Source organism: Nocardioides insulae DSM 17944 (assembly GCF_000422825.1).
Taxonomy (GTDB): domain Bacteria; phylum Actinomycetota; class Actinomycetes; order Propionibacteriales; family Nocardioidaceae; genus Nocardioides; species Nocardioides insulae.
Map to the genome: position 1 here is coordinate 15,922 of NZ_KE383928.1, position 23,122 is coordinate 39,043.

Below are 23,122 nucleotides of genomic sequence, written 5' to 3' on the forward strand. Positions count from 1 at the left end.
GCGCTTCTCTCCACGTTGCGGGACACGGTCCGGCCCCGACGTCGTGATCTTGTCCGGCGGCCCTGGCTGCGTTCACAACCTCGCGGACGAGTCCCTTGCCCCGCTCGGATGTCGCAGCTGGTTCCCCGACCCGCGTGGCGTCTCGAAGTCAGGCGGAGGGCCGCACGACATGGCGCGAGCGCTCGACGACCTCGAGACCATCCGTCGAGCCCTCGACGTCGCCGAGTGGATCGTGTTTGGACACTCGTGGGGTTCGGACCTCGCAGTGAGGTACGCACTCGAACATCCCCAGAGTGTCGGAGGCGTCGTCGGGATTGCGGGTCATGGGCTGCATCGCGACCGCGAATGGTCGGCAACGTATGAAGCCGGCAAAGCCACCGAGCCGGCGATCGACATCGACTGGGTGCCTGAGGTCCACGCCTCGCTGTGGGAGTCGTTCCCGGAGTGGATCCATCAGCCCAATCTTTGGCGCACCGTCGCGGACAGCTCCGTTCCGATGAGGTTTGTGGCAGCAGGCAACGACATCAGACCGAGTTGGCCGCTCGAACTGACACCTCCCGGCGTGTCCGGAGGCTCCCTTCGTTGGGAGGATCTGGAACATGGGACGACCGAACAAGTATCCCGAGGAGCTTCGGGAGCGGGCGGTGCGGATGGTCGCCGAGGTGGCCCCGGACTACGGTTCGCAGTGGGCGGCTATCTGTGCGGTGGCTGGGAAGCTCGGGGTCGGTGCCCCGGAGACCGTGCGCACGTGGGTGCGTCGGGCCGAGGTCGATGCCGGCAGGCGTCCGGGTGTGACGACCGAGGAGGCTGAGGAGCTGAAGCGGCTCAAGCGGGAGAACGCTGAGCTGCGTCGGGCGAACGAGATCTTGAAGGCGGCCTCGGCTTTCTTCGCGGCCGAGCTCGACCGGCCCGCGAAGCGGTAGTCAGGTTCATCACCGAGCACAAGGACCACGACGTGCCCGACCCCGCCGGTGGCGGGGTCGGGCTGCGTTGGGGAGTCGAGCCCATGTGCGCCGTGCTGGCTGAGCACGGGATCAAGATCAGCCCCTCGACCTACTACGAGTGGGTCGCCAAGAAGCCCACCCGGCAGCAGTTGCGCGACGCCGAGGTCACCCAGCTGATCCTCAGCGTGCGGGCAGCGAACAAGCTGAACGTGCGGTTGGGGAGCAGGAAGATGTGGATCAAGTTGCGCGGGCAGGGGCACGAGGTCGCGCGCTGCACTGTGGAGCGGCTCTACCGGACCCACGCCTGGGAGGGCGCCCGCTACGGGTCGCGCCACGTGACCACGCGGTCGGATGAGACCCACGACCGGCGCCCGGACCTGGTCGACCGCGACTTCGCCCCACCCGCGCCGAATCGGCTCTGGGTAGCCGACTTCACGTATGTGCCGACGTGGACCGGGATGGTCTACGTGGCGTTCGTGATCGACGCGTTCGCGCGTCGGATCATCGGCTGGAGAGCGGCACGGTCGATGAAGACCGCGCTGGTCCTCGACGCACTCGAGCACGCGTTCTTCACCCGCGGCCAGGAGGGCGTCACCGATCTGACCGGGCTGGTGAGCCACTCCGATGCGGGTAGCCAGTACACGTCGGTGGCGTTCACGACCCGGCTGGTCGAGGCCGGCGTGGATCCCTCGGTCGGATCAGTGGGCGACGCGTATGACAACGCGCTCGCCGAGACGACCGTCGGGTCGTTCTGATCTGGCGCGAAGGGCCATGGCGCGACGTCGAGCACGTCGAGATCGAGACCCTCAACTGGGTCGACTGGTTCAACACCGAGCGGCCCCACGAGTACCTCGACGACCTCACCCCAGCAAGGGCTGAGGAACTCCACTACATTCACTGGAGCACACCGGCAACCGTCGGGTGACTCAGGAAACCGAGTCTCCGGACACGCCGGGAGGTGTCATTCGTCCCGTTGCCACGGGCTCAGGGCCCTGCCCGCCGGTGGAGCAGGTCACCACAACCTGATGTCCGCCGAGGCGCGTGCCCGTCGGACCCTCAGAGTCCTCTGCAGGGTCCGGGGTCACCGCCCGATGGTGGTCAGCCGAGTTCGACGGGGAAGAGTTGTGTGCGGGCGACGACCCGATCCCGTTCGCCGGCGAGCGCAAGACGCCTCGGGTCCTGCAGATAGCCCTCGAGCGCCGACTGGTCCTCGAACCGGAAGAGCTGAAGCTCATGGGGACAACCCCCTGCTCCGTCGGACCGAGCCCTTTGGAGAACGGTCCCGCTGTGCTCACCCACCAGCGCGAGCACGCTGTCCTCGTAGCTGCTCAACCCGGATTCCTCACCCGGAACCGCCCACAGGAGACAAGAAAGGACTACCGACTCATCTGCCATGGGATGGGAGCCTAGCCCTGGGACGGTCGGCTGAAGAGTGGTCCACATGACGACCTGGTCACGCGGTTCTGGATCGCACTGACAGCGACGATCAAGGCCGCCAACGGGACTGCTGTGCGTTCGGGTGACGTTGACCTGCCCTACAGGCTGGTTCCATACGGGGTGATGGGTCCTCAGTCGGGAACGGTGTCTGCGGGTGAGGCCAACTCGTACTCGATGGGGGTCAAGCTCCTTCGTTTGCCCACACCGCGCGAGCTGCACTCCTGGGACGGGCAGTTGTGGGGCAGGCAGATCTGTGCAGGCCTTGGCCTCAGATCAGGGCGAGTTGACCGCCAGCAGCAACGTGATGAGGGTGGCCACCAGGGATACGGCGCTCATCCCGACCACGGCGGCGCCCAGGCCGCGCTGCCAACGGCCCAGCACCATCCACACCGGACGGCTCGCGCCCAGGGTGCGCTGGGAACGGTGCTTGCCGAGGGCGCCGATCATCGCGCCGATGATCGCGAGCCCGATGCCCAGCGCCAGCGACACCGCCAGGCCGAGCAGCAACGGGCCGAGGTCGGTGCCGTCTGGCAACGCCCCGCCGACCGGATCTGGCAGGGCCCCCAGGGTCAGGGTGCATCCGATGAGGAGCACCACGGTGCCGACCACTTGGACCGACCAGCCGGTGACTTGGAGCTGCTCACCCGGGCAACGTGCTCCCGGGGTGTCCGAGTGGAATCCGAGTTCGTCGAGATGCGCCATTGCATACCCCACCCTCTGACTAGGTGGCGGCAGCCTACGACTCAGCGGCCCCGGCGCAAGCCCTTCTGTCGAACATGTCTTCCTTCAATCTTCGCCGGACCAGAATGCCGCCGGGGCGACCCGGTGGGGGATCGGGCATCGGGTCGCGGTACGCACGATTGCCGGCGTGCGCTTCTGGCCTTCCCTTGCACCTCATCGCAGTGCGCCGACGGCTCGCCAAGCCATAGTGGTCTCGTTGTGCAACGTCGATGGAGGACCCATGAAGACGATCATCACCCTGCCGATCGAATCGCGTGCCGATGCGTACAGGTTCTACGTCAATGCGTTTGGGCTTGAGACAGTCGGTGAGCGCGCTGATGACGGGATCGTCGAGCCACTTCAGTTCAAGCTAGGCGAGGACGTGACCCTGATGTTCATCCCCCGCGGGGGCTTCGGTTGGGTGCTCGGCGAGCAACCGGCAGCCGAACCCGGAGTCAGCGAGTGCCTGCTGCAGTACTCATGCGATGACGATCAAGAAGTCGATGCCGTGGTCGAACGTGCGGAAGCGGCCGGAGCCACTGTTGTCCTGAGCCCGGAAAAGAAGGAGTGGGGCTATACCGGCTCCTTCACCGATCCCGACGGACACCTCTGGGTGGTGACCAACGCCGAACCGTGGTGAGGACAGTGCGGGAGGGCGGATTCACCCGGGTCTCCTTCGGGATGCAGTCTGAGCTCACTCGCCCGCTCTCGCGAGGTACCGGGCTGACTCTTCGCCTTCCGCACCGCGAAAGCATGACCAGAGCGGGATCGGCTTTCGGAGTAGGGCACTTCGCGTACCCGGCTGGCGGCCAGGCGGGATCAGCCGGGTGGTGCGGACAGCGGCTCTGGCCGGCGGCGGCGCCAACCGCCCGGCGCGTGCCGTACCGGCGCTTGAAGGCGCGGCTGAACGCTTCCTCACTCTCGTAGCCGACCCGCCGCGCCACGGTCGCGACCCCCAGATCGGTCGAGCGCAGCAGGTCACCCGCAACGTGCAGCCGCCAGTCGGACAGGTAGCGGATCGGCGCTCGTCCGACCACCTGCCGGAACCGCTGGTCCAGCACGGACCGGGACACCGCGGCAACCGAGGCGAGGGCGGCAACCGTCCACGGCTCGTCAGGCGATCGGTGGATCGCCGACATCGCGGGACCCACCACCGGATCCCGCAGCGCCGCGATCCAGCCCTGGCCGGCTTCGATGGTCGACAGGTGGATGCGGAGGACCTCCGCCAGTAGCAACTCAGGAAGGCGCCGGGACAGGGCGTCGTGGTCCAACGTGAAAGCACCGAACCCATCCGGCCCCCGGGCCTCACGAAGGAGACTCATGCCCAAGTTCGTCATCGAGCGCACCCTTCCCGGCGCCGGGAGCTCTCGCCGAGGGCACACTCCGCGGGATCGCACAGAAGTCCAACGAGGTGGCCGACAGCCTCGGCGATCGAGCACAGTGGCTGCACAGCTACGTCACCGACGACAAGCTCTACTGCGTCTACATCGCCGACGACGAGAGCACCGTGCTGGAGCACGGAAACTCGGCGGCTTCCCCTCTCGACACGACCGCCAGGGTACGGCGCACGATCGACCCCGCCACCGGCGAGTGACGCGACCTCCAGCGTCCAGCGGCACAGTCGTCGAGGACCGGTGCCAACCACACGTCCCGCAGGCTGATCGTGTTCCGGCGCACGTCAGCGCGCCAACATCTCCTCGGCGCGGCTACGGAGCAAGTCGAGTACGGTCCGCACCTGCTCCTGCTGATCGGCGTCGATCCCCTCGATGAGCAGGCTCGTGGTCGCGGCGACCCGGGTCCGTGCATCGGTGAGCTGCGCGCGGCCGGCTGGGGTCAGCCCGTCGTCGTCAAGCAGCCCGAGCAGGCGGAGCCTCTCCAGCACCGCGTCGATCTCGGTGTCGTCGACCTTCAGGGCGTCCGCGACGCTCATCCGCCAGTCGGCGTCGGTCGAGCTCGCGGCGTTGAGGATCACCCACTCGGAGTAGCTCCGGATCGGCGTTGTGGCAAGAGCCTGGAGCAGCAGTGCACGGAGGGCGTTCTCGGTGGGACCGATAACCGTGGGCAAGGTGCGTTCGCGAGCCATCTGTCCTCCATAATGTTGGTGACACCACCATAGTATTGGTGTCACCAACATGAGAGCAAGGGTCATGACCAGTCCACTTGAACGCCTGCCCACCTGGGTCTTGAGCTCGGCCGCCACTCGCGCGCACCGGCTCCTGCAGCACGGGTTGGCGGAGGTAGGCGTCACCGGCTACGAGTACCGCTGCCTGGCGGCCCTCGCCGGGGACGCCCCGCTGAGCCAGACCGAGGTCGGCGCGGCGGCGGCACTCGACGCGCGCGACGTCACCCACACGCTTCGAGCACTCGAGGGCCGGGGACTCGTCGCAAGGGCAAAGGACCCGGGGCACGGGCGGCGGGTCCTCGCCACCCTCACCCCGGCTGGCCGCCGGCTCATGGTCGAGGTGGCAGAGGCCATGGAGGGCGTACAGGAGGCGGTGTTCGGGGGTCTGAGCACCGGCGAGCGCGCGCAGCTCGTCGAGTTCCTCGAACGCATCGGGTGAACGTTACGCATTCGCGGACCACGACGTGTGCACGGTCGCGATAGGCCGCCCAACGTCGGTCCGCCAGGCATGCGGCCTGTGTCATGAATCCATCTTGGCGAAAAGGAACTGAATTGTCGTCGCTCTTGCAGCCCCGCGGGCGAACCACCATCGGCGGCCGCTGTCCCCACTGATTCTCTCGCAACCGAGACCGCCGCCATCAGCCCAGGAACCCACCCCGGAATATGCCGGACACGGTCGGCGTCTAACCCATCATGAGCGATGAGGGCCGAGTGCATCCGCTCCTACGTGGCCGCTGGAGTCCGCTGGCGTTCGATCCCGTCGCGGAGATCTCCAATCGTGACCGTGGCGTTCTGCTGGAGGCGGCCCGATGGACACCCTCCGCGGGCAACTCGCAACCTTGGGCGTTCATCTTCGAGCAGCGGGGAACGGTCGGTCATTCGGCGTTGGTCGAGTTCCTTGCGCCGAGTGCACGTCGCGCGCTGGACGCCGCGCCCGAGGAACGGACTCGCGTCGGTATCGACGAACTCGTGTCCCGTGCGACCGGAGACTGAGGTCGTCTCACTCGAGCCGTGGCCAGATCGAGGGCTGGCCTGGGAACGAGATAGCGCCGAAGCCGACGTACCGGGTGATTGCGTCCCCGTATCCGAAGGTAGGTAGAACCGCCGAGATCGGGCTACGCCTGCGCCGCGGCGGCCAAGGCTCCGAGACTTGCGAAGTACCCGTCGAAGTCGTCGGAGTCGGTGGGCGGATCCCCGACCGGGCGCTGCACGTAGGCAGTTCGCATTCCGACCGCCTGGGCTCCGCGGAGATCCCAGGCGTGGGCGGCGACCATCAGGATGTGGTGTGGTGGGCACCCGGCAGCGTCGACGGCCAGCCGGTAGACCTCCGGCGCAGGCTTGTAGGTGTTGGCGTCCTCGGCCGAGAGGGCTTGGTGCCAGCGCAGCCCTGCGTACGCGTTGAGCCTGAGCAACGTCTTCCGGCTGGCATTGGAGAGGCCCACGACGGGAAATGCCTCCGCCAACCGCGTGAGTCCCTCGACGGAGTCATCCCACGGGTCCAGGCGCTGCGCCGCCGTCGCGAGTCGTTCAATGCTGATGGGATCATGCAGGTCGGCGAGTTCGGCCACGTGTGCGGCTGCCTCGCGGTCGATGTCATCGGTGTTGGCGAAACCTCGGGCGCCCTGCGCGATTCGCCGTTGCTCGCGCTCGACATGCCCCTGCCAGACACTCAGCATGTCGCTGACAGCGGCGTTGTCGGCCACCGGTGTCGCCTCGCGGATGGCATCGCGAATCCCGCCAGGCTCATCGACCAGGGTCCCGAGGACGTCGAACACCACGACCTCGATATCGGCGTACTCGAGCATCCCTCCCCGCTTCCCCGGCGTACCGGCTATCCGCGGCCCACCGTAGGACGATCCGCCCCGCTGAGCCCGTCTGCTTCAACGCTCTCAGCCCGCGATCATTCCGTGCCGTGGCGTCGGCCGGGTCGCAGCCACTGCTCCGCGCTCCAGCGATCAGGAGCGGGGGGCGCTCTCAGCGATCGCCGTCGTAGACAGCCCGCGCGGCGTGGACCTGGGGGATGTGGTGCTCGGCCCATGCCTTGATCGCCCGCTGGAGAGGCAGGAGGTCCCGTCCGAGGTCGGTGAGCTCGTACGACACGATGACCGGGACCGCCACGATTACCTCGCGCGAGAGCATCCCATCGCGTTCCAAGGTCCGCAGCGTCTGGGTGAGCATCTTGGGAGACGCGCCGACCACCACCCGTCCCAACTCGTTGTAGCGCAGCGGGCCGTCGGCGAGCGCGCTGATCACAAGCGTGACCCACTTGTCGCTCAGGGTGGCGAGCAACTGGTGACCGGGGCACTCGCGCAGGTTGGCGTTGTAGGCCTCGCGGGCGTCCAGGCGGACTTCGGCGGCAGTTCGGGTCACGAACCCATAGTAAGGCACTCAAAGGTGCCTACTTCCGAATCGATAGTTACGAAAACTACGGTCACGGCCATGACGAACAACATGATGCGTGCCGCCCTGGTCCGTACACCCGGTGCGGCGGACTCGATCGAGATCACAGCGGTGGAGCGCCCCCGACCTCGGGCGGGCGAGGTGCTGGTGAAGGTTGTGGCAGCAGCGGTGAACCGGATCGACCTGTCCACCCGGAACGGCAACCTGGCCGCCGCCGGGCTTCTTGCTCCCGCACCCCACCACGGCCTGGGCTGGGACGTTGCCGGTGAGGTGGTCGAACTCGGTGCCGGAGTGGAGCGGTTCGCAGTGGGTGAGGGCGTCATCGGCCTCCGTGACGTCCTCGGTGACGGCGGGACGCATGCCGACTTCGTCGTACTCCGCGAGGGGTCGCTGGCGCCGACGCCCCGCGATGTCTCCGCCGAGCACGCCGCGACGCTCCCCCTCGCAGGACTGACCGCCTGGCACGCCTTCCTATCCACTCGAGTGCGCGCCGGCGACAGCCTCCTCCTCACCGGTGCCGCTGGCGGAGTGGGCAGCCTGCTGGTTCAGCTCGCCGCCATGCACGGCGTCGAGGTCGTGGCCACAGCCGATCCCGGCGACGAGGCGCGTCTCCGAGACTGGGGAGCGCGACACGTGCTCGACCGGAGCACCCCACTCGCACCCGCCGTACGAGAGATTCTGCCGCGCGGCGTCGACGCCGTGGTCGACTGCGCCGTGCTCGGGGTCGCGGCCCACGAAACTCTGCGCGCCGGCGGGCGGTTCGTGGCGCTGGTCGCGCCGTTCGCACCACCCCCGCTGAGAGGAACGTCCGTCTCGGTCCAGGAGGTGTGGGCCGATGGCGGCTCGCTGCACCTGCTGTCCGCGTTGGCGGAGGCAGGGCGGTTGGAACTTCGCGTGGCTGACGTCCACTCGCTCAACGACCTCGCCCTCGCGCACGCCAGACTCGAGCAGGGCGGCGTGCGGGGACGGCTGGTAGTGACGCCGTAATCGTCCCACCCCATCCCGCCTGTCCGTCGTCGTCCTCGCGTTCACCCACAAGCGTGGATGGCACACTTTCCTGCAACCGGCGAGCCTCGTCGCCGCTGCTTCGAGTACGTGGGGATCGCGGAGCGAATCGCTGGGGGATCCCCGACATTCCTGTGAGCGGCATTGCCTCTGATCTGAGCGAACGATCCGGTTCGGGATCTGTACCAGGGACGACGAGCTCGACGTCGCCGAGGTCGACCATCCGTCGGCGACAGCCGTTCGCCTTGCGGGTTCGTCGTGGTGGAGGATCGACATTCGGGACACTCGGGTCGTGCAAATGGCCAACCTCCTCATGAAGTTCCTCCTTGAAGTGACCTGCTTCGCCACGCTGGCCTACACAGGTGCAGCGATCGGATCCGGTCTCTGGGCAATAGCCCTCGCCGTGGCTCTCCCCGCCGTCGCGATCGCCGTTTGGGCGCGCTGGAACGCGCCTCGGTCGACCCGACGGTTGCCACCCAGCACCCGGATCCCGCTCGAGCTTGCGGTGTTCGTGTCGGCGGCGCTCGGTCTACTTGTTGTCGGCGCGGTGACGTGGGCCGCGGTCTACCTCTCGCTCGTCGTGGTCAACGCTGCGCTCCTCACCGCGCTGCACCAGTGGGACGCCTGAGTCATCAGCAACGACGCCTCTGGGCGTCTGGTCAACCCACACCGCCGGGTCAACTACATCTCGCCCCTGACCACAAGCAGTTGCCCGACCGTTTCCTGCGCTGATCACCGCGCCGGTATGCCCATCGATCACCGCAGCCGAGTGGGTGTGGACGTGGGTGTCGACACCGATGACGACATCGACGACATCAGTCAGACTGGTCATGCGTTCTCTCCTTGCCATGGACGGGACGTGGTTCCGGTCCAGGGGCGGAGATTCGGCAGGACTGTGATGGGACACGCTGGCGCGGCAACGCCGGCGGTCAAGCTCCTGATCAGGCCAGCTGCTCCGACCGGGCCGGGGCCGGCCACCACGAATGGACATGTTGAATCGCCGCGGGTCTGGTGGAGGCTCTCAATCCATGGAGGATGAGAGTCGTGGCAGCACCCAGGAAGTACCCCGACGAGCTGCGTGAGCGGGCCACTCGGATGGCCGTTGAGCTCCGCCAAGACCCGGCGACCAAGCAGGGGGCGATCGCCCGCGTGGCCGAGCAGCTCGGCATGCATCCCGAGACCCTGCGCAACTGGGTCCGGCAGGCCGAGATCGACGGTGGTGTCCGGCCCGGCACCACCTCAGCGGAGGCCGAGCGGATCGCCAAGCTCGAGCAGGAGAACCGCGAGCTGCGGCGGGCCAACCACATTCTGAAGACCTCGGCGGCTTTCTTTGCGGCGGAGCTCGACCGCCCCGCCAGCAGGTAGTGGCCTACATCGACGCCCACCGCGGTGACGTGGTCGATGGGCGTGAGGTCGGGGTCGAGCCGATCTGTGCGGTGTTGAAGAGCGCCGGCGTGCAGATCGCCCCGAGTGGCTACTACGCGGCCAAGTCCAGGCCGCCCTCGGCGCGCGCGGTCCGCGACGCCGTCCTGGTCGAGGACATCAAGGTCGCCCACCGGGCGAACCTGGGGGTCTACGGCGCGAGGAAGATCCATGCCGAGCTGAACCGCGAAGGGGTGCCGGTCGCCCGGTGCACCGTGGAGCGACTCATGCGGGCCGAGGGCCTGCGCGGGATCCCGCGGGAGAAGAGCCGCAAGACCACCATCGGTGACGGCGCAGAGACCGAGCGGCCCGAGGACCTCGTCAACCGGAAGTTCGTCGCCACGGGTCCCAACCAGCTGTGGGTAGCCGATCTGACCTACGTCCGTACGCATGCCGGGTGGACCTACGTCGCGTTCGTCCTCGACGTCTTCTCTCGGATGATCGTCGGCTGGCAGGTATCGACCAGCCTGCGCACCGACCTGGCGCTCGACGCCCTCGACATGGGCCTGTGGACCCGGCAGCGGGCCAGGCAGGACGTCACCGGCCTGGTCCATCACAGCGACCGCGGAGTCCAGTACCGAGCGATTCGCTACACCGAGCGGCTCGCCGAGGCCGACGCCGTCGCCTCGGTGGGAAGCCGAGGCGATTCGTATGACAACGCCATGGCCGAGGCGCTCAACTCGCTGTTCAAGGCCGAGTGCATCCGCAACCCGGTCATGCGTCCCAAGGGCGGTTGGAAGAACGTGGGCGACGTCGAGATCGCGGTCGCCGAGTATGTCGACTGGTTCAACCACCGCCGGCTTCACGGCGAGATCGGGCTCGTCCCACCGGCCGAGTTCGAGGCCAACCACTGGTCTCATCAGCAGACCAGCGTCACCGCCCAGATCTACCCTGAGACACCCGTCCCGACCGGGGCTGGTTCCAAGTAACCGAGCCTCCACGGAACCCGGGGCGATTCATTTCGCCGCGACAAGGTCTGACATCGCCTGGACCCGGAGGTCGCGCGGGGCCGCGGCACGAACGAGGCCCAGCGTGACCACGGCCGGGTCACGTCACATTGCAGCCGGAGGATCTTGGCGCGGGTGGGCCGGCCTACAGCTTGGACAGCAAACGTGCGTCAATGGCTTTATGCGTGCGAACTGGAGAGTCGCAATCAGTGTGGGCGGAGGCTTCGTCGTCTTTATGGCAGCCGGCCTCGGCGCCATCTATCTCTTCCTGAGCGATCACATGGTCGATGAACTCGCGGATAGGTCGCAGGTTGCCGGAACCTTTTTGAGCGCGGTCGCCATCGTGGCCGGCTTTATCACCGCGCGCGAGGTCAAACACTTGAAGAGTCCGCTCGAGCCCGCGCCCGAGCCGATGCACCCAGAGCCACCACGCCTGACCATCGGGAAGGAGGACGGCAAGCTCGGTGAAGGAGATCCCAAGGCGGTGGCGGACTTCATCCGAGCGATACAAGCGCTGCCTCGGGACCACCGCACCGCGCGAGTCACCCACCCCTTGCTTGCAGACAAAGAGTTCCAGAAAGACCAACAGGCATACTACAAACTCTGCGACGCGACCGCCCGTTTCGAGAGCTACGCGACATCTCTGCTTCGGGAGGATGTTCTATACAACGTCGAACCTACGACGGCGGACATGGCGGGCGCTCTGTCCATGCTGTGGGTCATGTGCGGTGGATCGCAAGGGATGAACTACGTGTACTGGAATGCCTCACCGCCAGGCGGTGAAAACATCTTTGTTCCGTTCACGGTCCTGACTCAAACTGATGACTACCGCAACGCGAGCGCCCGACTCTTGAACGCCCATCGCCGTGAGCTCGCGATGCACAGTCTTGAACCGACGCTGGTCTGGACGCGAGTTGTGCCCTATGTGATTGTGCGGGTGTCCTCGGACCCGAAGTTCAACCCTCCGGTCAGGATCGACGACTGGCTCATTCGCCGCGACGTTCCTGGAAATTAGGATGTGCATCGGCCGGGCCGTGAACGCCGCGCTGTGCCCCTTCACGACCTGCGTCATACCGCCGCCAAGACGCTTATCGAGCTCCCCATGCCGATCGCCTCGAGCGTTTCAGGCTGGTTGCGGTCAGGGCGTCCACGACAGACCCGCTCGTGGTGGCTGGCATGTGGCCTCGCCTGGGTTAGACGGGGTTCAAGAGCGGCTTCTCAAGCCGCCTACTGCTCGGGCTGCTCCTTCGTCAGGTGGAGGAGCCAGTCTCTACCTGTGTCGATCAGCGCGTAGCGCCGAACACCGCGCTCGCCGTGCAGCTGGAAAACGAAACGCCGATCGGTGCGGCTCATCAACGTCCAGGTGCCGTGGTCCGCGACAGACTTGTTGTCATCGCTGTACGTCGCGTGGTCGAGGTCGTGGTCGGGAACGGCGATGGCGAGCCGGTCGTGATGGTTGCTCGTCGGCAGACCCTTCGGGAGTGCCCAGGACCGAAGAACGCCTTCTTCTTCGAGTCGCAGGTCGAAGTGCGGGCGTGGCTTGCGGTGGTCGTGCAGGACGAACACGGGGTTGGGCACACAACAGTTCTACCCTCGCCAGCTTCTGGACGGCAGGTCGCACGAGCGCGCACGGTCTCAGGCGGCGCGTTTCGAAGTGCCTGTGATGGAGGCTCATCTTGGTGGCCGGGGACGAACTTGGAGACGTCACGGGGTCGGATTTACATTCCGTTCACTCGAGCGGGAGGGCGGGGCGACGGAACGTCTGCAACTATCCGCGTCATGACAACGACTGCGACGGGAGGGTCCGGTTTCTGGGGCCGTCCGACCCTGTGGAAGGCCGTCCTCTTCGTGCTGGCCTATCTGGTGTTCTACCTGGTCGTGGGTTGGATCGTCGACGCGGTCTTCGATGGCCCGATCAACGAAGACGACATCCTGGCCGACTTCTTATCGATCTTCTTCGGTCTGGTGCTACCGATCGTCATCGGTGGTGCCGCGATCGCATTCTTCGCCGCCAGGCAGGGGTGGCTGTCCGAGATCTTCCGCGCACAGCCCGTGCGAGGACGCCGATGGATGTGGATCGGGCCGATCCTTGCCGCCACCGCCATCGTGGGCCACATGTTCGGCACGGACTGGGGTGCCTGGGGGACCGGTCAGCTGCTTGCGATGGTGCTCCTCGGGGCCAGCGTGGGCTTCACCGAGGAACTGGCCACCCGCGGCGTGGTGGTCAAGATGATGCGCGATGCGCACCACGGCGAGAAGTTCGTCGCCCTCATCTCATCACTGCTGTTCGCGCTGATGCACATGACGAACCTGATCTCCGGGATGGAGCCATCCACCGTTGCCGCGACCGTGGTGTACACCTTCGGGTTCGGGATGTGCATGTACATGGCGATGCGGGTGACCGGGACGATCTGGGCAGCGATCATCCTGCACGCCTTGACCGATCCGACGACGTTCCTGGCATCGGGAGGGCTGGACAAGGCAGTCACCGACCAGAGCTCGGGCGCCAGCGTGCTCGCAGTGACCGCGACGGTGCTCATCGTCATCGTCGGCTTCGTCTCGGTCTTCTTCGTGCGCGGGCGCGCGTCCGGCCCCGCGGTCCCGGCCGACGCCTGAGCGCGCTGGTGCCAGGCGCGCTCCGTCCCCGGGCTGAAGGCCGGGGCTTCTCGCCCAGTCCTCACGCGCCGCGGATTGTGACGAGTTGGCAAACCCTCTCGGTTCGACGGCTCCTGGCGTACGAGGACCGGAGCGAGCCCCGCCCGAGTCCTATGCCCGAACGGCTCTGGGGCGCGGACTGGTGGCAGGATGCTCAGTCCGGCAGGTCGCCGCGCGCGAGCCTCGCGAGGGTGTTCCAACCGACGGTGTGAACCAGCGCGTCCGCATGACGGTGCACGAGTCGCCAACGCCCGCCGTCACGCCGGAAGGTGAGCGTGACGCGTAGAGACCAGTCCTGCTCGGGGAGGTCGCCCACCACCCCGCGCTGTCGCTCTATCACCGCCAGCACGGCAAGCTCGTCGGTCACGTACGACGCGTCCACGTCGACCTCCACCTGACCGCCTCGGAAGGTGCTCCGGGTGGCCTCGCGTGTCTCGTCGTCCAGGACGAACCCTTGCCTGGTCGGCCCACCGAACGGCGGCATCAGCGTGAAGTCCTCCGCGTGCGGCAACACCCTGGCGTAGGTGTCGAGGTCACCGGCGAGGTAGGCCTCCGCAGATTCCTGAGCCATCCGGATCAGCTGGGGCAGCGCGGGATGATCGTCCGTCATCCAGCCACGGTAGCCAGTCCATCTCAGCCCGGGCACCACATCCGGACCGATGAGCGGGAACGGTGTGCGCCAGCGGGAATGAGTGTGGAGGACCTTCAGCGATCCGACGCTGTCGTGATGTGGCTGAGCGCGCAGCGCCACCTGCCGTCGGTGCGCACGAACACGTCGGTGGTCCACTCATCGGCGTCGAACCGCTCACCCGCGTAGTGCGCCGTGTTGGTCACCCGGGCGGTCACGACCGCCGTGTCGCCGTAGGTACGCACGCGCGTCTGACCCTCGGTACGCATCGCGGAGTGGGTGAGCGCGCCACGACGTACCAGATCGAGGAACCGTTCCCCGGGCGAGACGCCGGAGTCCGAGACGATCACCCAGTCCTCGGTCGTGAATCCCGCGATCCGCTCGGCGTCGTTCGAGACGATCGCGGCGGCCCACTCGGCGGCCGCGGCCAGCAGTTCGTCCCGCTCGCTCATCAGGGCAGTCTCGCACGTCGTCGCTGGCTCGCTGACGGTGTCGCCGCCCCCGCGCTTGGTCGTATTGTCGGGCCGGGGGGTGTGTGATGCGCAAGGTCACCTATTCGATGGGCGTCTCACTCGACGGCTACATCGTCGGACCGGACGGCACGTTCGACTGGACCGATCCGGATGAGGAGGTCTTCGGCGTCTTCACCGACGAGCTCCGCGGCGTCGGCGTACACCTGATGGGGCGGCGGCTCTACGAGACGATGTTGTACTGGGAGACTCACGAGCAGGAACCCGACACCGACTACTCGACGCGTGAGTGGGCCACCCTGTGGAAGGCTCTGCCCAAAGTGGTGTTCTCTCGGACCCTGTCCGCGGTGGAGGGCCGAACACGGCTGGCCACCGGGAGCCCGGCCGAGGAGATCGAGCGGTTGCGGGCCGAGCCGGGGGAGGGCGAGATCGCGATCGGCGGCGCGGGGCTCGCCGATCAGGTGGCCGAGGCGGGGCTGATCGACGAGTACCGGGCGATGGTCCATCCGGTGCTGGTCGGCGGCGGCATCCCCTTCTTTCCCCGGCACGAGCGCCGCGTCGACCTCGAGCTCGTCCATACCCGCACGTTCGGCTCCGGCGTCATGCGCCTCGCCTATCGAGTCAAGCGCTGAGAAAACGCAGATTCGATGCCGCGCCGAGGAGTGCTGGCAGCCGGTCGCGGCCGGCGTCCTGGGCCTGGCGACCAAGCTCTACGAGAGCACCCGGACCCGCCCGACCGCCGCGATGAAGCGTGGCGACCAGGAGCGCCAGCTCACGCTCAGCTACCGCCGCGGCCCGCTGGCGCTCGGCGTGCCCGACGACGCCACCGGCGTACAGGCGGGAGACCGGGCACCCAATGTGGACTGGAGCGACCCGGAGACCGGTCCGCAGCGGCTCATCGACCACCTCCGTGGCCCCCACTTCACCCTGCTCGCGCTCGGTGACGCCGCGATCGACGGGCTCAGCGAGGCCACTTCCCAGTGGCCCGAGGCCGGGGCGGCCCTCCACCCCGTCGCGGTTCCCACCACCGCGGCCGCGCACCTCGCGCAGGCGTACGGCACCACGGTGTCGGCGCAGATCCTGATCCGACCCGACGGCTACCTGGCCTATGCGGCCAACGGCGACTGGGCCGGCGCGATGGCGGACTTCACCAGCCTCGCGGGGCCCGCCTGAACCCACCAGCACGCCACCAGTCGGTCAATCGGCTCTCGCGCGCCTGGTGTCGTATGCCCAGATCGCGATCTCGACGCGGTTGCGGGCGCCGAGCTTGCTCATCAACGAGGCGACGTGGGTCTTGACCGTGCTCAGGCCGACGAAGAGCTCGGTGGCGATCTCGGCGTTGGTCCGGCCCCGTGCCACCAGCGCGAGCACCTCCTCCTCGCGCTCGGTGAGCGGGTCGACGGGCTGGGCCGGTACCTCCGGCGCCTGGTCGGCGAAGGTCGCCAGCAGCCGTCGGGTGACGTTGGGGGCGATCAGCGCGTCCCCGTTGGCTGCCGCGTGGATGGCCTGCACGAGCAGCTCCGGCCCGGCGTCCTTGAGCAGGAAGCCGCGGGCACCGGCGCGGAGGGCGCCGAGGACGTACTCATCGAGGTCGAAGGTGGTGATCACCACGACCGCCATCGGGTCCGTCACGTCCGGCCCGGCCAGGCGCCGCGTCACCTCGACGCCGTCGAGCCCGGGCATTCGGATGTCGACGAGCAGGACATCGGGACGCAGCCTGGTCGCCAGGTCGAGGGCTGCGAGCCCGTCTGCGGCCTCTCCCACGACCTCGAGTTCGGGTTGCGCGCCGAGGATCATCACCAACCCGGTCCGGACCAGGTCCTGGTCATCGGCGACGACAACACGGATGCTCATGCCAGCGACTCCACCGGCAGCACCGCCTCGACCACCCAGCCACCCTCGGGCGCCGGCCCAGCGGAGAGCGATCCGCCGAGGAGCTGGGCGCGTTCGGCCATGCCAGCAGGCCGAACCCGGGCTCCGGGACTGGCCCAGGCTCGTTCTGTCCGTCGTCGCAGACCCGTAGCCTGACGGCGTCACCCTCCCGGCGTACGTCGATGCCGACGCGGGTTGCGCTCCGGGCGTGCCGTACGGCGTTGGTCAGGGACTCCTGCGCGAGCCGGTAGAGCGCGGCGTCCACGGGTCGTGCCAACCGGGTCACCGAACCCTCCAGTGAGACCTCGACCGAGGGCGTCGCGTCGGCGCTCGCCAGAGCAGGCAGGTCCGAGACACCCGGCTGCGGTGAGTAGGTGATCGCTTCCTCCTCTCGCAGCACCCGCACCATGGCTCTCATCTCCGCCAGGGTTCGCGATGCTTCCGACTCGATCGCGGCCAGGGCCTCAGCAGCCTTGTCAGGCTGGATGCCGGCGACCAGGCCACCGGCCTGCGCCTGCACCGCGATGGCCGAGAGGTGGTGGGCAACGGTGTCGTGCAGCTCGCGCGCCAGCGCCACCCGCTCCTGATTGCGGATCTCGCGCTGTTGGCGATGCCAGAGGTCCGCGCGGTAGCGGAACACCGCCGCGAGGGCGACGAGCAACAGCAAGAGGAGGCTCCCGCCGACAACGTCGGCCAAGCCCGCGGAGGAGGCGTACGTCCCCAGCGCGACGACGACTGTCACGAACACCGTCCCCAAGACCAACTCGCGTCCCGAGCCCCACCGCACCAGGGAGTAGAGCAGGATCAGGACGGCCATCATGGAGTACAGGCCCAGGTCCCCGGTGCGTGCAGTCAACTGGAGGACCGAAAGCAGCCCCGCGACGCCCCAACCGATCAGGACGGCCAGCAGCGGACGGCCCCGCCGCCACAGCAGGGCGGGCATCAGGGCCAGGGCGAGCACCGTCACCAGCGGTCGCCAGGCCAAGTCCGGCCGAACGATGCCCTCGACCAACGCGACGGCCGCGAACACGCCCACCAGCAGCCAGTCGAGACGACCGATGGGTGGGACGTCAGCGGGCCGCGGCTCATGCCAGATGGAGCGCCGGACACCGACCACGGCACCAGCCTAGGGACCCGGCCGCCGCGGCGTACCGGCCGAAAGGACGAGGCGGAGACCATTCCATCGGCCAGTTGAACTCCGGCCTCTGGGCCGAGGTGCCCGCCGCCGCGGCCGGCGAGGGTGGACCCACCGATCCCACCACGATCACGGAGGCCACCATGAGCACACGTCACCCCGCCACCGCACTGGAAGACGAGCCGATCCCGCTGAGGGTCAAACTCGCCGCAGCATGGACGAGCTTGATGTTCCTGTACGCCTACGTGGACATTCTCAACTTCTTCACGCCCGGCACCGTCGAGGACATCCTGGACGGCAGGGTCTTCGAGTTCGACCTCTCGCAGACCTTCTCGACCGCGGCGCTGGCCCTCATGGCGGTCCCGAGCCTCATGATCGTGCTGTCGATGACGCTGCCCGCAGGAGTGAGCCGCATCGCGAACCTGGTCGTGGCCTCGCTCTACCTCCCCGTCACGGCGTTCAACGTGGTGGGGGAGTCCTGGGTGTACTTCTACGGCCTCGGCATCGTCCTGGAACTGATCCTGCTCGCCCTCATCATCCGGTACGCCTGGACCTGGCCCCGCACCGCACCATCGGCGACCAGGGCGGGCGGTGAAACCGTGCACGCCCGAGAGCAAGCGTGAACCGAACCCGGCAGCAGGCCCGGTCGTGTTGACGTCATCTGCATCTGTTGACAACGCGATGCGCCGGGAGCACTTTGGAGTTTCGGGCTGCGCATGAGCCGCGAACCGCTCCGGGGGGAGCCGCATGCCTGATCTCACAGATCACGGATCCCTCGCCGCGCAGGCGAGGATGCGGGGGCACGGCCATCACGTGCGCCTACCTCGCGCTCGTCATCTCCGCTGACATGTCCACGACACGGCTCAGGATGACCGCGGAGGGGGAGGGAGAGCCATGTTGATCGTTGCCGAGCCACGGTTGCTCGAGAACATCCTGGCCAAGGACACGGGCGACCTGCGGGTCGAGGTGCTCTCCGGAATTCTCGGCTCGGGGAAGACCTCGATGTTGCGCTACCTCGAAGGCTCCGGGGGCTCCCGGCGCGCGGTCCGGGTCCTGCTCGAGGACTTCGACCCCGGCCACCCCGGTGAGCGCGGGGAGGACGCCTCCGTGGGGGCGGTGCAAGGTAGCTTCCACCAGTTCGCGCGACTGCTACAGCACCTCATCGGCGAGTTGCGCCCCGAAGAGCGCGACGAACTCAGCGTCGCCGCGAGGGACGCGCGCCACTCCCAGGTCACCAACGCCAAGGTGGCCGACCTGCAGGCCACTTTCGACGAGCTCAAGGAGAACAAGGCGTTGGCGCCCCAGGCGCTCGCCGATGCCTGGCGCCGGGCGGCGGGAACGTTGGGCGAGGAGTTCGTCCGGAGGTGGAAGACCGCCACCACCACGACACCCTGCCTGCTGCTCCTCGACAACTTCCACGCGATCGCGGACCAGGAGATCGGAGGCTGGCTCACCGCGCAGGTGTTCCCGGCCCTGACCGGGACGGTCGTCGTACTCACCGAAGACTCCGGCGGTTCGATCCGAGCGCTGCCGACGAACGCTCGCGTGGCGGAGATCCACAACTTCGACCGCAAGACGGTCGGGCGGTGGCTGGCGCAAGAGGTGGTGGACGAGCCGGTGCCCGAGGACATCGTCCGGAGTGTCCACGAGGTGAGCCAGGGCCATCCAGCGACCCTGAGCCTCGTCCGGGAACTGCTGTGGGGACCGGACGTCGGCTCCCTCGACGACCGCCGGGAGCTGCTCCGCAACCTGCCCGACCAGTTCGTGGAGCGGGGGGCCGTGCTGGCCGAGCGACTCGTCGAGCGGCAGGGCGACGACCTGATGCGCCGGGCACTGCAGGCAGCAGCCGTACCGCGCCACCTCGACGTCGACCTGCTCCATCACCTCTTGGGCGGCAACGAACTCGAGCGCAGGAACGTGATCGACGTCTTCCGGCGGCTCGCGCGCTACTCCTTCGTCGAAGACCTGTCCGGCAACGGGTCGCGGATCAGGCTGCACTCGTTCATCCGGCGAGGCCTCCTGGACCGCATGGCCACCTTTGACATCCCCGCTTTCAAGGACCTCAACGAACGCGCAGCGGACTACTACGCCGCGATGCTGCAGGACGAGGAAGACACCAAGCACCCCTACACCTCGGCCTTCGTCTACGAGGACCCGGACTGGCAGGTCAAGAAGCGCGAGTGGCTCGTACACCGCGGCCAGGCCGCGCGCCCGACCAAACGGCGCGAAGCCCTTGTCGACTTCAGCAAGATGTTCCTCGACGCCTTCTGGTGGTGGGGCAACTACATCCACTTCGACTTCTGCGACCAACTGGTGGCTGACCTGCAGCACCTCGTCGAGCATCACAGGGGCCCGACCGAGCGGGTGGCCGCGCCCGGCGGTGCCTGGCCCCAGCTCGCCCAGCTCCACGAAGCGCTCCGACGCATCCTCACCTGCTACCCGTTGCGCTCCGTCAAACCGCAGCAGGCAGCGTGGGGTGGCGTGCGCGAGTCCCTGCTCGTCGTCGCGGAGGTCTGCGGCCTGAGCATGCGAATGGGACGTCCGCACAGCGACGGCCTCGACAAGTACGAGCAAGAGGTAGCAGCGATGCTCAACGTGCTGCTGGCGCACACCTACCGTTACGAGGAGGGCGAGGGGGAGGACGCCGACCGCTACTACGAGGCCGCCAGGGCCCTCTTCACCGGGTGGAGCCAGCCGTGGGCGCTGTTCGAGTGGGCAGACATGCACCTCGAACAGGGAAAGCTGTCCGAGGTCGAGGACCTCCGCAAGGAAAGCGCCGAGCTCGTCCAGCCTCCGGGCGATCCCCTGGATGACCCGGACGAGGAGCTGATCGCCAACCTGCACCGGCTTCGTGCCGACCAGCGCTTCTTGGCGGGGCAGCTCGACGCGGCTGCCACCTCGTACGGCCGGGCTGTGCTCCACGCCTATTTGTCCCACCGCTCGGGGCCCCGGCCGGGGGACCCGCAAAGCGGGTCGCCCGACGAGTACACGCTGCAGTTCTACGTTGACATCCGTGCCCGAGCGCTGCGCCGAGTGAGCGAAGTCAACGAGTCGCGCGGCGAGGAGCGGGCGACCGAGTGGGCCGTGCAGCTGGCATCCGCCTCGGGAGTCGAGAGGTTCGACCGCGACGCGATCAGCTGCACGCTCCGCGAGCAACGGATCCTGGCGCTGGCCCAGCTGATATTTCCGCGGGGCCCGGAGGTCAGCGAGCTCGACACCACCGACTCGCCCTTCGGCGATGAGCTGCGACAGTTCCTGACCCGGCTCGATCGCAGCACCCTCGCCCGAGACCTCCACACGGTGCCGTCGTGAGTCCGCCGGGCAGCCGGCGTCGGGCCGCATTCCTCGAAGCGGCCGCCCTCGTCGTGCTCGCGGTCGGCCTCTTCTCGGTCGCCGGTCTCGTCGTGCCCCTCCTGATGACGTCGTCCTTCTCCGCCGACGACGTCGAGCGCTTCAACGCGATGGCCGCCATCCGGACCAACCTGGTGGCGGCCCTGATCATGGTCTTCACCGGCGGCACCCTTGCCTACACGGCACGGACCTTCCGCCTGAACCAGATGGGCCAACTCCGGGCGCAGTTCGAGAGCGCGGCGAAGCAGATGGCGACCGACGACGAGGCGGTGCGGATGGCCGGCGTCTACTCGATGGCCCAGCTGGCCGACGGGTGGCCGGACCAGCGACAGGCGTGCATCGAGGTCCTCTGCGCGCACGTCAGGCTACCCGGAGTGGCTGGAACCGCCGCGGTCAATTCCCGGACCACCGTCTTGCAGGTGATCGCCGAACACCTGAGACCGAGTCCCAGGGTTGGCCTGTGGCGGCGCTGGGTGCTCGGGACCCAGAGCAGGCCCGATTGGTCCGGCCACACCTTCGACCTGTCCGGCATCAAGCTCACCCGGCCCGTGGACTTCAAGGGCGCACAGCTGTCCGGTGGACGGATGCTCCTCGGCGGCCCGGGGATAGAGCTCGGCGACCTCTGCTTCGACGATCTCGTCCTCGAGCACGGGGCTTCGTTGTGCCTCGATGGCACCAGGCTCACCGCCGAGGTGACCTTCGCCGACGCCAGGATCGAGGGTGCATCGGTGACATTGGCCGGCTCGCGAGTCGAGAGCGGCGCGAGGTTGTCGTTCCTCGGAGCCCACCTGGTCAGCGGCCCAGAGGATGCGCGCACTCACGCCGGCGCAGCTCGCGGGGCCGGGCCGGCGCTGAGCATGCAAGACGCCACGCTGTCGAGCAGCGAGGCGGTGAGCTTCGAGAAGACGACCGTGGAGGGCGAAGTCCGTTTCGACGGTGCACATCTCGACACCCCCGTCACGTTCCGCCACGCGGAGCTGAAGAGCCATGCCCGGCTGACCTTCCGCGGCACCGTGTTCGCCCGCGACGTCGACTTCGAGGCAGCCGGGAACCACGGCGCCGAGCTCGTCCTCGACGAGGAGACGGCAAGCATGGGCGGACACCTCGACCTGACCCGCATGCGCAGCGCACCACCCCGGATCGAGGGGCGCGAGCCCGGCGGCCTGGTGATCAGCGAACCGGCGGCGCCCGGACCCGACGCGGGAAGGCCACTGCTCGATGGTCCGCAGCCATGATCGCCGCGCCCAGCGCCCACTCCTCGTGTTCCGCGCCTCACCCGCCGACGGGCACATCGGGGTCTGGTCGCGCGGCAGTCAGGTCGGCGAGGGAGCCAGCGCGCAGCCGCCCGGCGTCACCTCGAGCGGCATTGAGCAGGCCTCGGAAGTCCGCGTCGTACGCCACCGCGTCGCCCTCGCAGGCGATGAAGTACTCCGCCAGGAAGTCGGCGATGAGCTCGCCCTCGAGGGCGCCGTCCGGCGGGTCCAACGCGATCAGGAACAGGTGTGCGACGCGCGGCGAGCCCACCCGCAGCGACGGCTGGAAGTAGTTCAGCGGCAGCAATCGCCAGTCGTGCCGCTCGTAGAAGCGGACCCGCGCGGCCGGGTCGCTGGCCCGCTCGACGGCATGGAAGCGAGGATCCTCGATCTCTGCGAGCACGAGGGGCGCCCCAGCTCCCTGGGGGAGCGCCGCGAGGAGGTGCGAGGCGAGTCCTTCGCGACGCGCCGGCTCGGCGACGGCCAGGTAGGTGAGAAGGCGGACGCGGCCACCGAGGTAGTCCTCCGTGACCATCACGGCCACCGGCCGCCCATCGTCCAGCAACGTGAGGCCGTCACTGCCGCCGGTACGCCGGGCCTCGCCCAGCTCGTCCAGTGTCATCAGCTCGGAGGGCGGGAAGCTCGGCTCCAGCACGACGCGATAGAGCTCCGTGCAGGCATGGTCGTCCAGGTCGGCGAGGCGTACCGTTTCGAGGTGACGGCCCTCGAGCTTCGGTCCCGGGGTCATGCCCATCATGGTG

25 protein-coding genes and 3 pseudogenes are annotated in these 23,122 nt (G+C 68.0%); 16 read left to right on the forward strand and 12 right to left on the reverse strand.

Features of this window, described 5'->3' with window-relative positions:
- Nucleotides 1-43: 43 nt before the first annotated feature.
- A pseudogene (locus G515_RS24010) lies at nt 44-352 on the forward strand (alpha/beta fold hydrolase); the annotation flags it as partial.
- A 247-nt stretch (nt 353-599) separates the two neighbouring features.
- Nucleotides 600-1,869 (forward strand): annotated as a pseudogene (locus G515_RS20720) (IS3 family transposase).
- A 173-nt stretch (nt 1,870-2,042) separates the two neighbouring features.
- Here the strand turns inward: G515_RS20720 and G515_RS0110220 are convergent.
- Nucleotides 2,043-2,339 (reverse strand): hypothetical protein, encoded by a 297-nt coding sequence (locus tag G515_RS0110220; protein ID WP_028660057.1) that lies wholly within the window; start codon nt 2,337-2,339, stop codon nt 2,043-2,045.
- A gap of 315 nt (nt 2,340-2,654) precedes the next feature.
- Nucleotides 2,655-3,083: a hypothetical protein gene (locus G515_RS0110225; protein WP_028660058.1), complete on the reverse strand. Its 429-nt coding sequence runs from the start codon at nt 3,081-3,083 to the stop codon at nt 2,655-2,657.
- A gap of 259 nt (nt 3,084-3,342) precedes the next feature.
- On the opposite strand from G515_RS0110225, the gene G515_RS0110230 reads away from it, so the two are divergent.
- Complete coding sequence (locus tag G515_RS0110230) at nt 3,343-3,741, forward strand: VOC family protein (RefSeq protein ID WP_051218195.1); 399 nt, start codon at nt 3,343-3,345, stop codon at nt 3,739-3,741.
- On the opposite strand, the gene G515_RS23070 is transcribed toward G515_RS0110230, so the two are convergent.
- Entirely contained in the window at nt 3,689-4,438 is a 750-nt protein-coding gene (locus G515_RS23070; RefSeq protein WP_084653438.1) for an AraC family transcriptional regulator, read from the reverse strand. The genes G515_RS0110230 and G515_RS23070 overlap by 53 nt on opposite strands.
- A 32-nt stretch (nt 4,439-4,470) precedes the next feature.
- Here G515_RS23070 and G515_RS20725 point away from each other — a divergent pair.
- Nucleotides 4,471-4,695: pseudogene (locus G515_RS20725) on the forward strand (nickel-binding protein); the annotation flags it as partial.
- Between the two features lie 84 nt (nt 4,696-4,779).
- On the opposite strand, the gene G515_RS0110245 reads toward G515_RS20725, so the two are convergent.
- Entirely contained in the window at nt 4,780-5,184 is a 405-nt protein-coding gene (locus G515_RS0110245) for a hypothetical protein (protein ID WP_028660061.1), read from the reverse strand.
- Between the two features lie 64 nt (nt 5,185-5,248).
- On the opposite strand from G515_RS0110245, the gene G515_RS0110250 reads away from it, so the two are divergent.
- Nucleotides 5,249-5,662: a MarR family winged helix-turn-helix transcriptional regulator gene (locus G515_RS0110250; RefSeq protein ID WP_084653440.1), complete on the forward strand. Its 414-nt coding sequence runs from the start codon at nt 5,249-5,251 to the stop codon at nt 5,660-5,662.
- Between the two features lie 254 nt (nt 5,663-5,916).
- Nucleotides 5,917-6,216, forward strand: coding sequence for a nitroreductase family protein (locus G515_RS20730; protein WP_084653442.1), 300 nt, complete (start codon nt 5,917-5,919; stop codon nt 6,214-6,216).
- A 122-nt stretch (nt 6,217-6,338) separates the two neighbouring features.
- Here G515_RS20730 and G515_RS0110260 read toward each other — a convergent pair whose 3' ends face one another.
- Both G515_RS0110260 and G515_RS0110265 read right to left on the reverse strand, forming a co-directional pair.
- Nucleotides 6,339-7,028 carry a haloacid dehalogenase type II gene (locus G515_RS0110260; protein ID WP_028660063.1) on the reverse strand — a complete coding sequence of 230 codons (690 nt, stop codon included), beginning with the start codon at nt 7,026-7,028 and terminating at the stop codon, nt 6,339-6,341.
- Nucleotides 7,029-7,197: 169 nt separating this feature from the next.
- Nucleotides 7,198-7,593, reverse strand: a complete 396-nt coding sequence (locus G515_RS0110265; protein WP_036555361.1) for a winged helix-turn-helix transcriptional regulator — start codon at nt 7,591-7,593, stop codon at nt 7,198-7,200.
- Nucleotides 7,594-7,662: 69 nt separating this feature from the next.
- Between G515_RS0110265 and G515_RS0110270 the strand changes: the two genes are divergently transcribed.
- From G515_RS0110270 to G515_RS0110290, 4 genes are all read left to right on the forward strand, one after another.
- Nucleotides 7,663-8,610: an NADP-dependent oxidoreductase gene (locus G515_RS0110270; protein ID WP_036555363.1), complete on the forward strand. Its 948-nt coding sequence runs from the start codon at nt 7,663-7,665 to the stop codon at nt 8,608-8,610.
- Between the two features lie 316 nt (nt 8,611-8,926).
- A complete protein-coding gene (locus tag G515_RS0110275; protein ID WP_028660066.1) occupies nt 8,927-9,256 on the forward strand; it encodes a YrdB family protein in 330 nt (109 codons plus the stop codon).
- A 407-nt stretch (nt 9,257-9,663) separates the two neighbouring features.
- A protein-coding gene (locus tag G515_RS0110285) for an IS3 family transposase (RefSeq protein WP_425411231.1) occupies nt 9,664-10,979 on the forward strand; the annotation gives its coding sequence in 2 pieces (ribosomal slippage) (nt 9,664-9,952 and nt 9,952-10,979; 1,317 coding nt in all).
- Nucleotides 10,980-11,178: 199 nt separating this feature from the next.
- Nucleotides 11,179-12,012: a hypothetical protein gene (locus G515_RS0110290; RefSeq protein ID WP_157571076.1), complete on the forward strand. Its 834-nt coding sequence runs from the start codon at nt 11,179-11,181 to the stop codon at nt 12,010-12,012.
- Nucleotides 12,013-12,224: 212 nt separating this feature from the next.
- On the opposite strand, the gene G515_RS0110295 is transcribed toward G515_RS0110290, so the two are convergent.
- Nucleotides 12,225-12,575, reverse strand: coding sequence for a DNA polymerase ligase N-terminal domain-containing protein (locus tag G515_RS0110295; protein ID WP_036555364.1), 351 nt, complete (start codon nt 12,573-12,575; stop codon nt 12,225-12,227).
- Nucleotides 12,576-12,776: 201 nt separating this feature from the next.
- On the opposite strand from G515_RS0110295, the gene G515_RS0110300 reads away from it, so the two are divergent.
- Nucleotides 12,777-13,613, forward strand: coding sequence for a CPBP family intramembrane glutamic endopeptidase (locus G515_RS0110300; RefSeq protein ID WP_028660071.1), 837 nt, complete (start codon nt 12,777-12,779; stop codon nt 13,611-13,613).
- 193 nt (nt 13,614-13,806) lie between these two features.
- Here the strand turns inward: G515_RS0110300 and G515_RS20735 are convergent, their stop codons facing one another.
- The gene (locus G515_RS20735; protein ID WP_036555365.1) at nt 13,807-14,262 is read right to left on the reverse strand and encodes a YybH family protein; all 456 of its coding nucleotides are present in this window, start codon (nt 14,260-14,262) and stop codon (nt 13,807-13,809) included.
- Nucleotides 14,263-14,357: 95 nt separating this feature from the next.
- On the reverse strand, nt 14,358-14,732 hold the full coding sequence (locus G515_RS20740; protein ID WP_036555367.1) for a nuclear transport factor 2 family protein: 375 nt from the start codon (nt 14,730-14,732) through the stop codon (nt 14,358-14,360).
- Nucleotides 14,733-14,818: 86 nt separating this feature from the next.
- Here G515_RS20740 and G515_RS0110315 point away from each other — a divergent pair, with 86 nt between their 5' ends.
- On the forward strand, nt 14,819-15,382 hold the full coding sequence (locus G515_RS0110315; RefSeq protein WP_028660072.1) for a dihydrofolate reductase family protein: 564 nt from the start codon (nt 14,819-14,821) through the stop codon (nt 15,380-15,382).
- A gap of 112 nt (nt 15,383-15,494) precedes the next feature.
- Nucleotides 15,495-15,923 carry an aromatic-ring hydroxylase C-terminal domain-containing protein gene (locus G515_RS0110320; RefSeq protein WP_028660073.1) on the forward strand — a complete coding sequence of 143 codons (429 nt, stop codon included), beginning with the start codon at nt 15,495-15,497 and terminating at the stop codon, nt 15,921-15,923.
- 24 nt (nt 15,924-15,947) lie between these two features.
- Here the strand turns inward: G515_RS0110320 and G515_RS0110325 are convergent, their stop codons facing one another.
- A complete protein-coding gene (locus G515_RS0110325; RefSeq protein WP_028660074.1) occupies nt 15,948-16,604 on the reverse strand; it encodes a response regulator in 657 nt (218 codons plus the stop codon).
- On the reverse strand, nt 16,576-17,739 hold the full coding sequence (locus tag G515_RS20745) for a sensor histidine kinase (RefSeq protein ID WP_211221010.1): 1,164 nt from the start codon (nt 17,737-17,739) through the stop codon (nt 16,576-16,578). Before G515_RS20745 ends, G515_RS0110325 begins: the two co-directional genes overlap by 29 nt.
- A 161-nt stretch (nt 17,740-17,900) precedes the next feature.
- On the opposite strand from G515_RS20745, the gene G515_RS0110335 reads away from it, so the two are divergent.
- From G515_RS0110335 to G515_RS0110345, 3 genes are all read left to right on the forward strand, one after another.
- Nucleotides 17,901-18,380: a DUF6326 family protein gene (locus G515_RS0110335; protein WP_028660075.1), complete on the forward strand. Its 480-nt coding sequence runs from the start codon at nt 17,901-17,903 to the stop codon at nt 18,378-18,380.
- 271 nt (nt 18,381-18,651) lie between these two features.
- On the forward strand, nt 18,652-21,069 hold the full coding sequence (locus tag G515_RS0110340) for a P-loop NTPase family protein (RefSeq protein WP_028660076.1): 2,418 nt from the start codon (nt 18,652-18,654) through the stop codon (nt 21,067-21,069).
- Nucleotides 21,066-22,343: a pentapeptide repeat-containing protein gene (locus tag G515_RS0110345; RefSeq protein ID WP_028660077.1), complete on the forward strand. Its 1,278-nt coding sequence runs from the start codon at nt 21,066-21,068 to the stop codon at nt 22,341-22,343. Before G515_RS0110340 ends, G515_RS0110345 begins: the two co-directional genes overlap by 4 nt.
- 37 nt (nt 22,344-22,380) lie before the next feature.
- Here the strand turns inward: G515_RS0110345 and G515_RS0110350 are convergent, their stop codons facing one another.
- Nucleotides 22,381-23,109 carry a GNAT family N-acetyltransferase gene (locus G515_RS0110350; RefSeq protein WP_028660078.1) on the reverse strand — a complete coding sequence of 243 codons (729 nt, stop codon included), beginning with the start codon at nt 23,107-23,109 and terminating at the stop codon, nt 22,381-22,383.
- Nucleotides 23,110-23,122 lie beyond the last annotated feature (13 nt).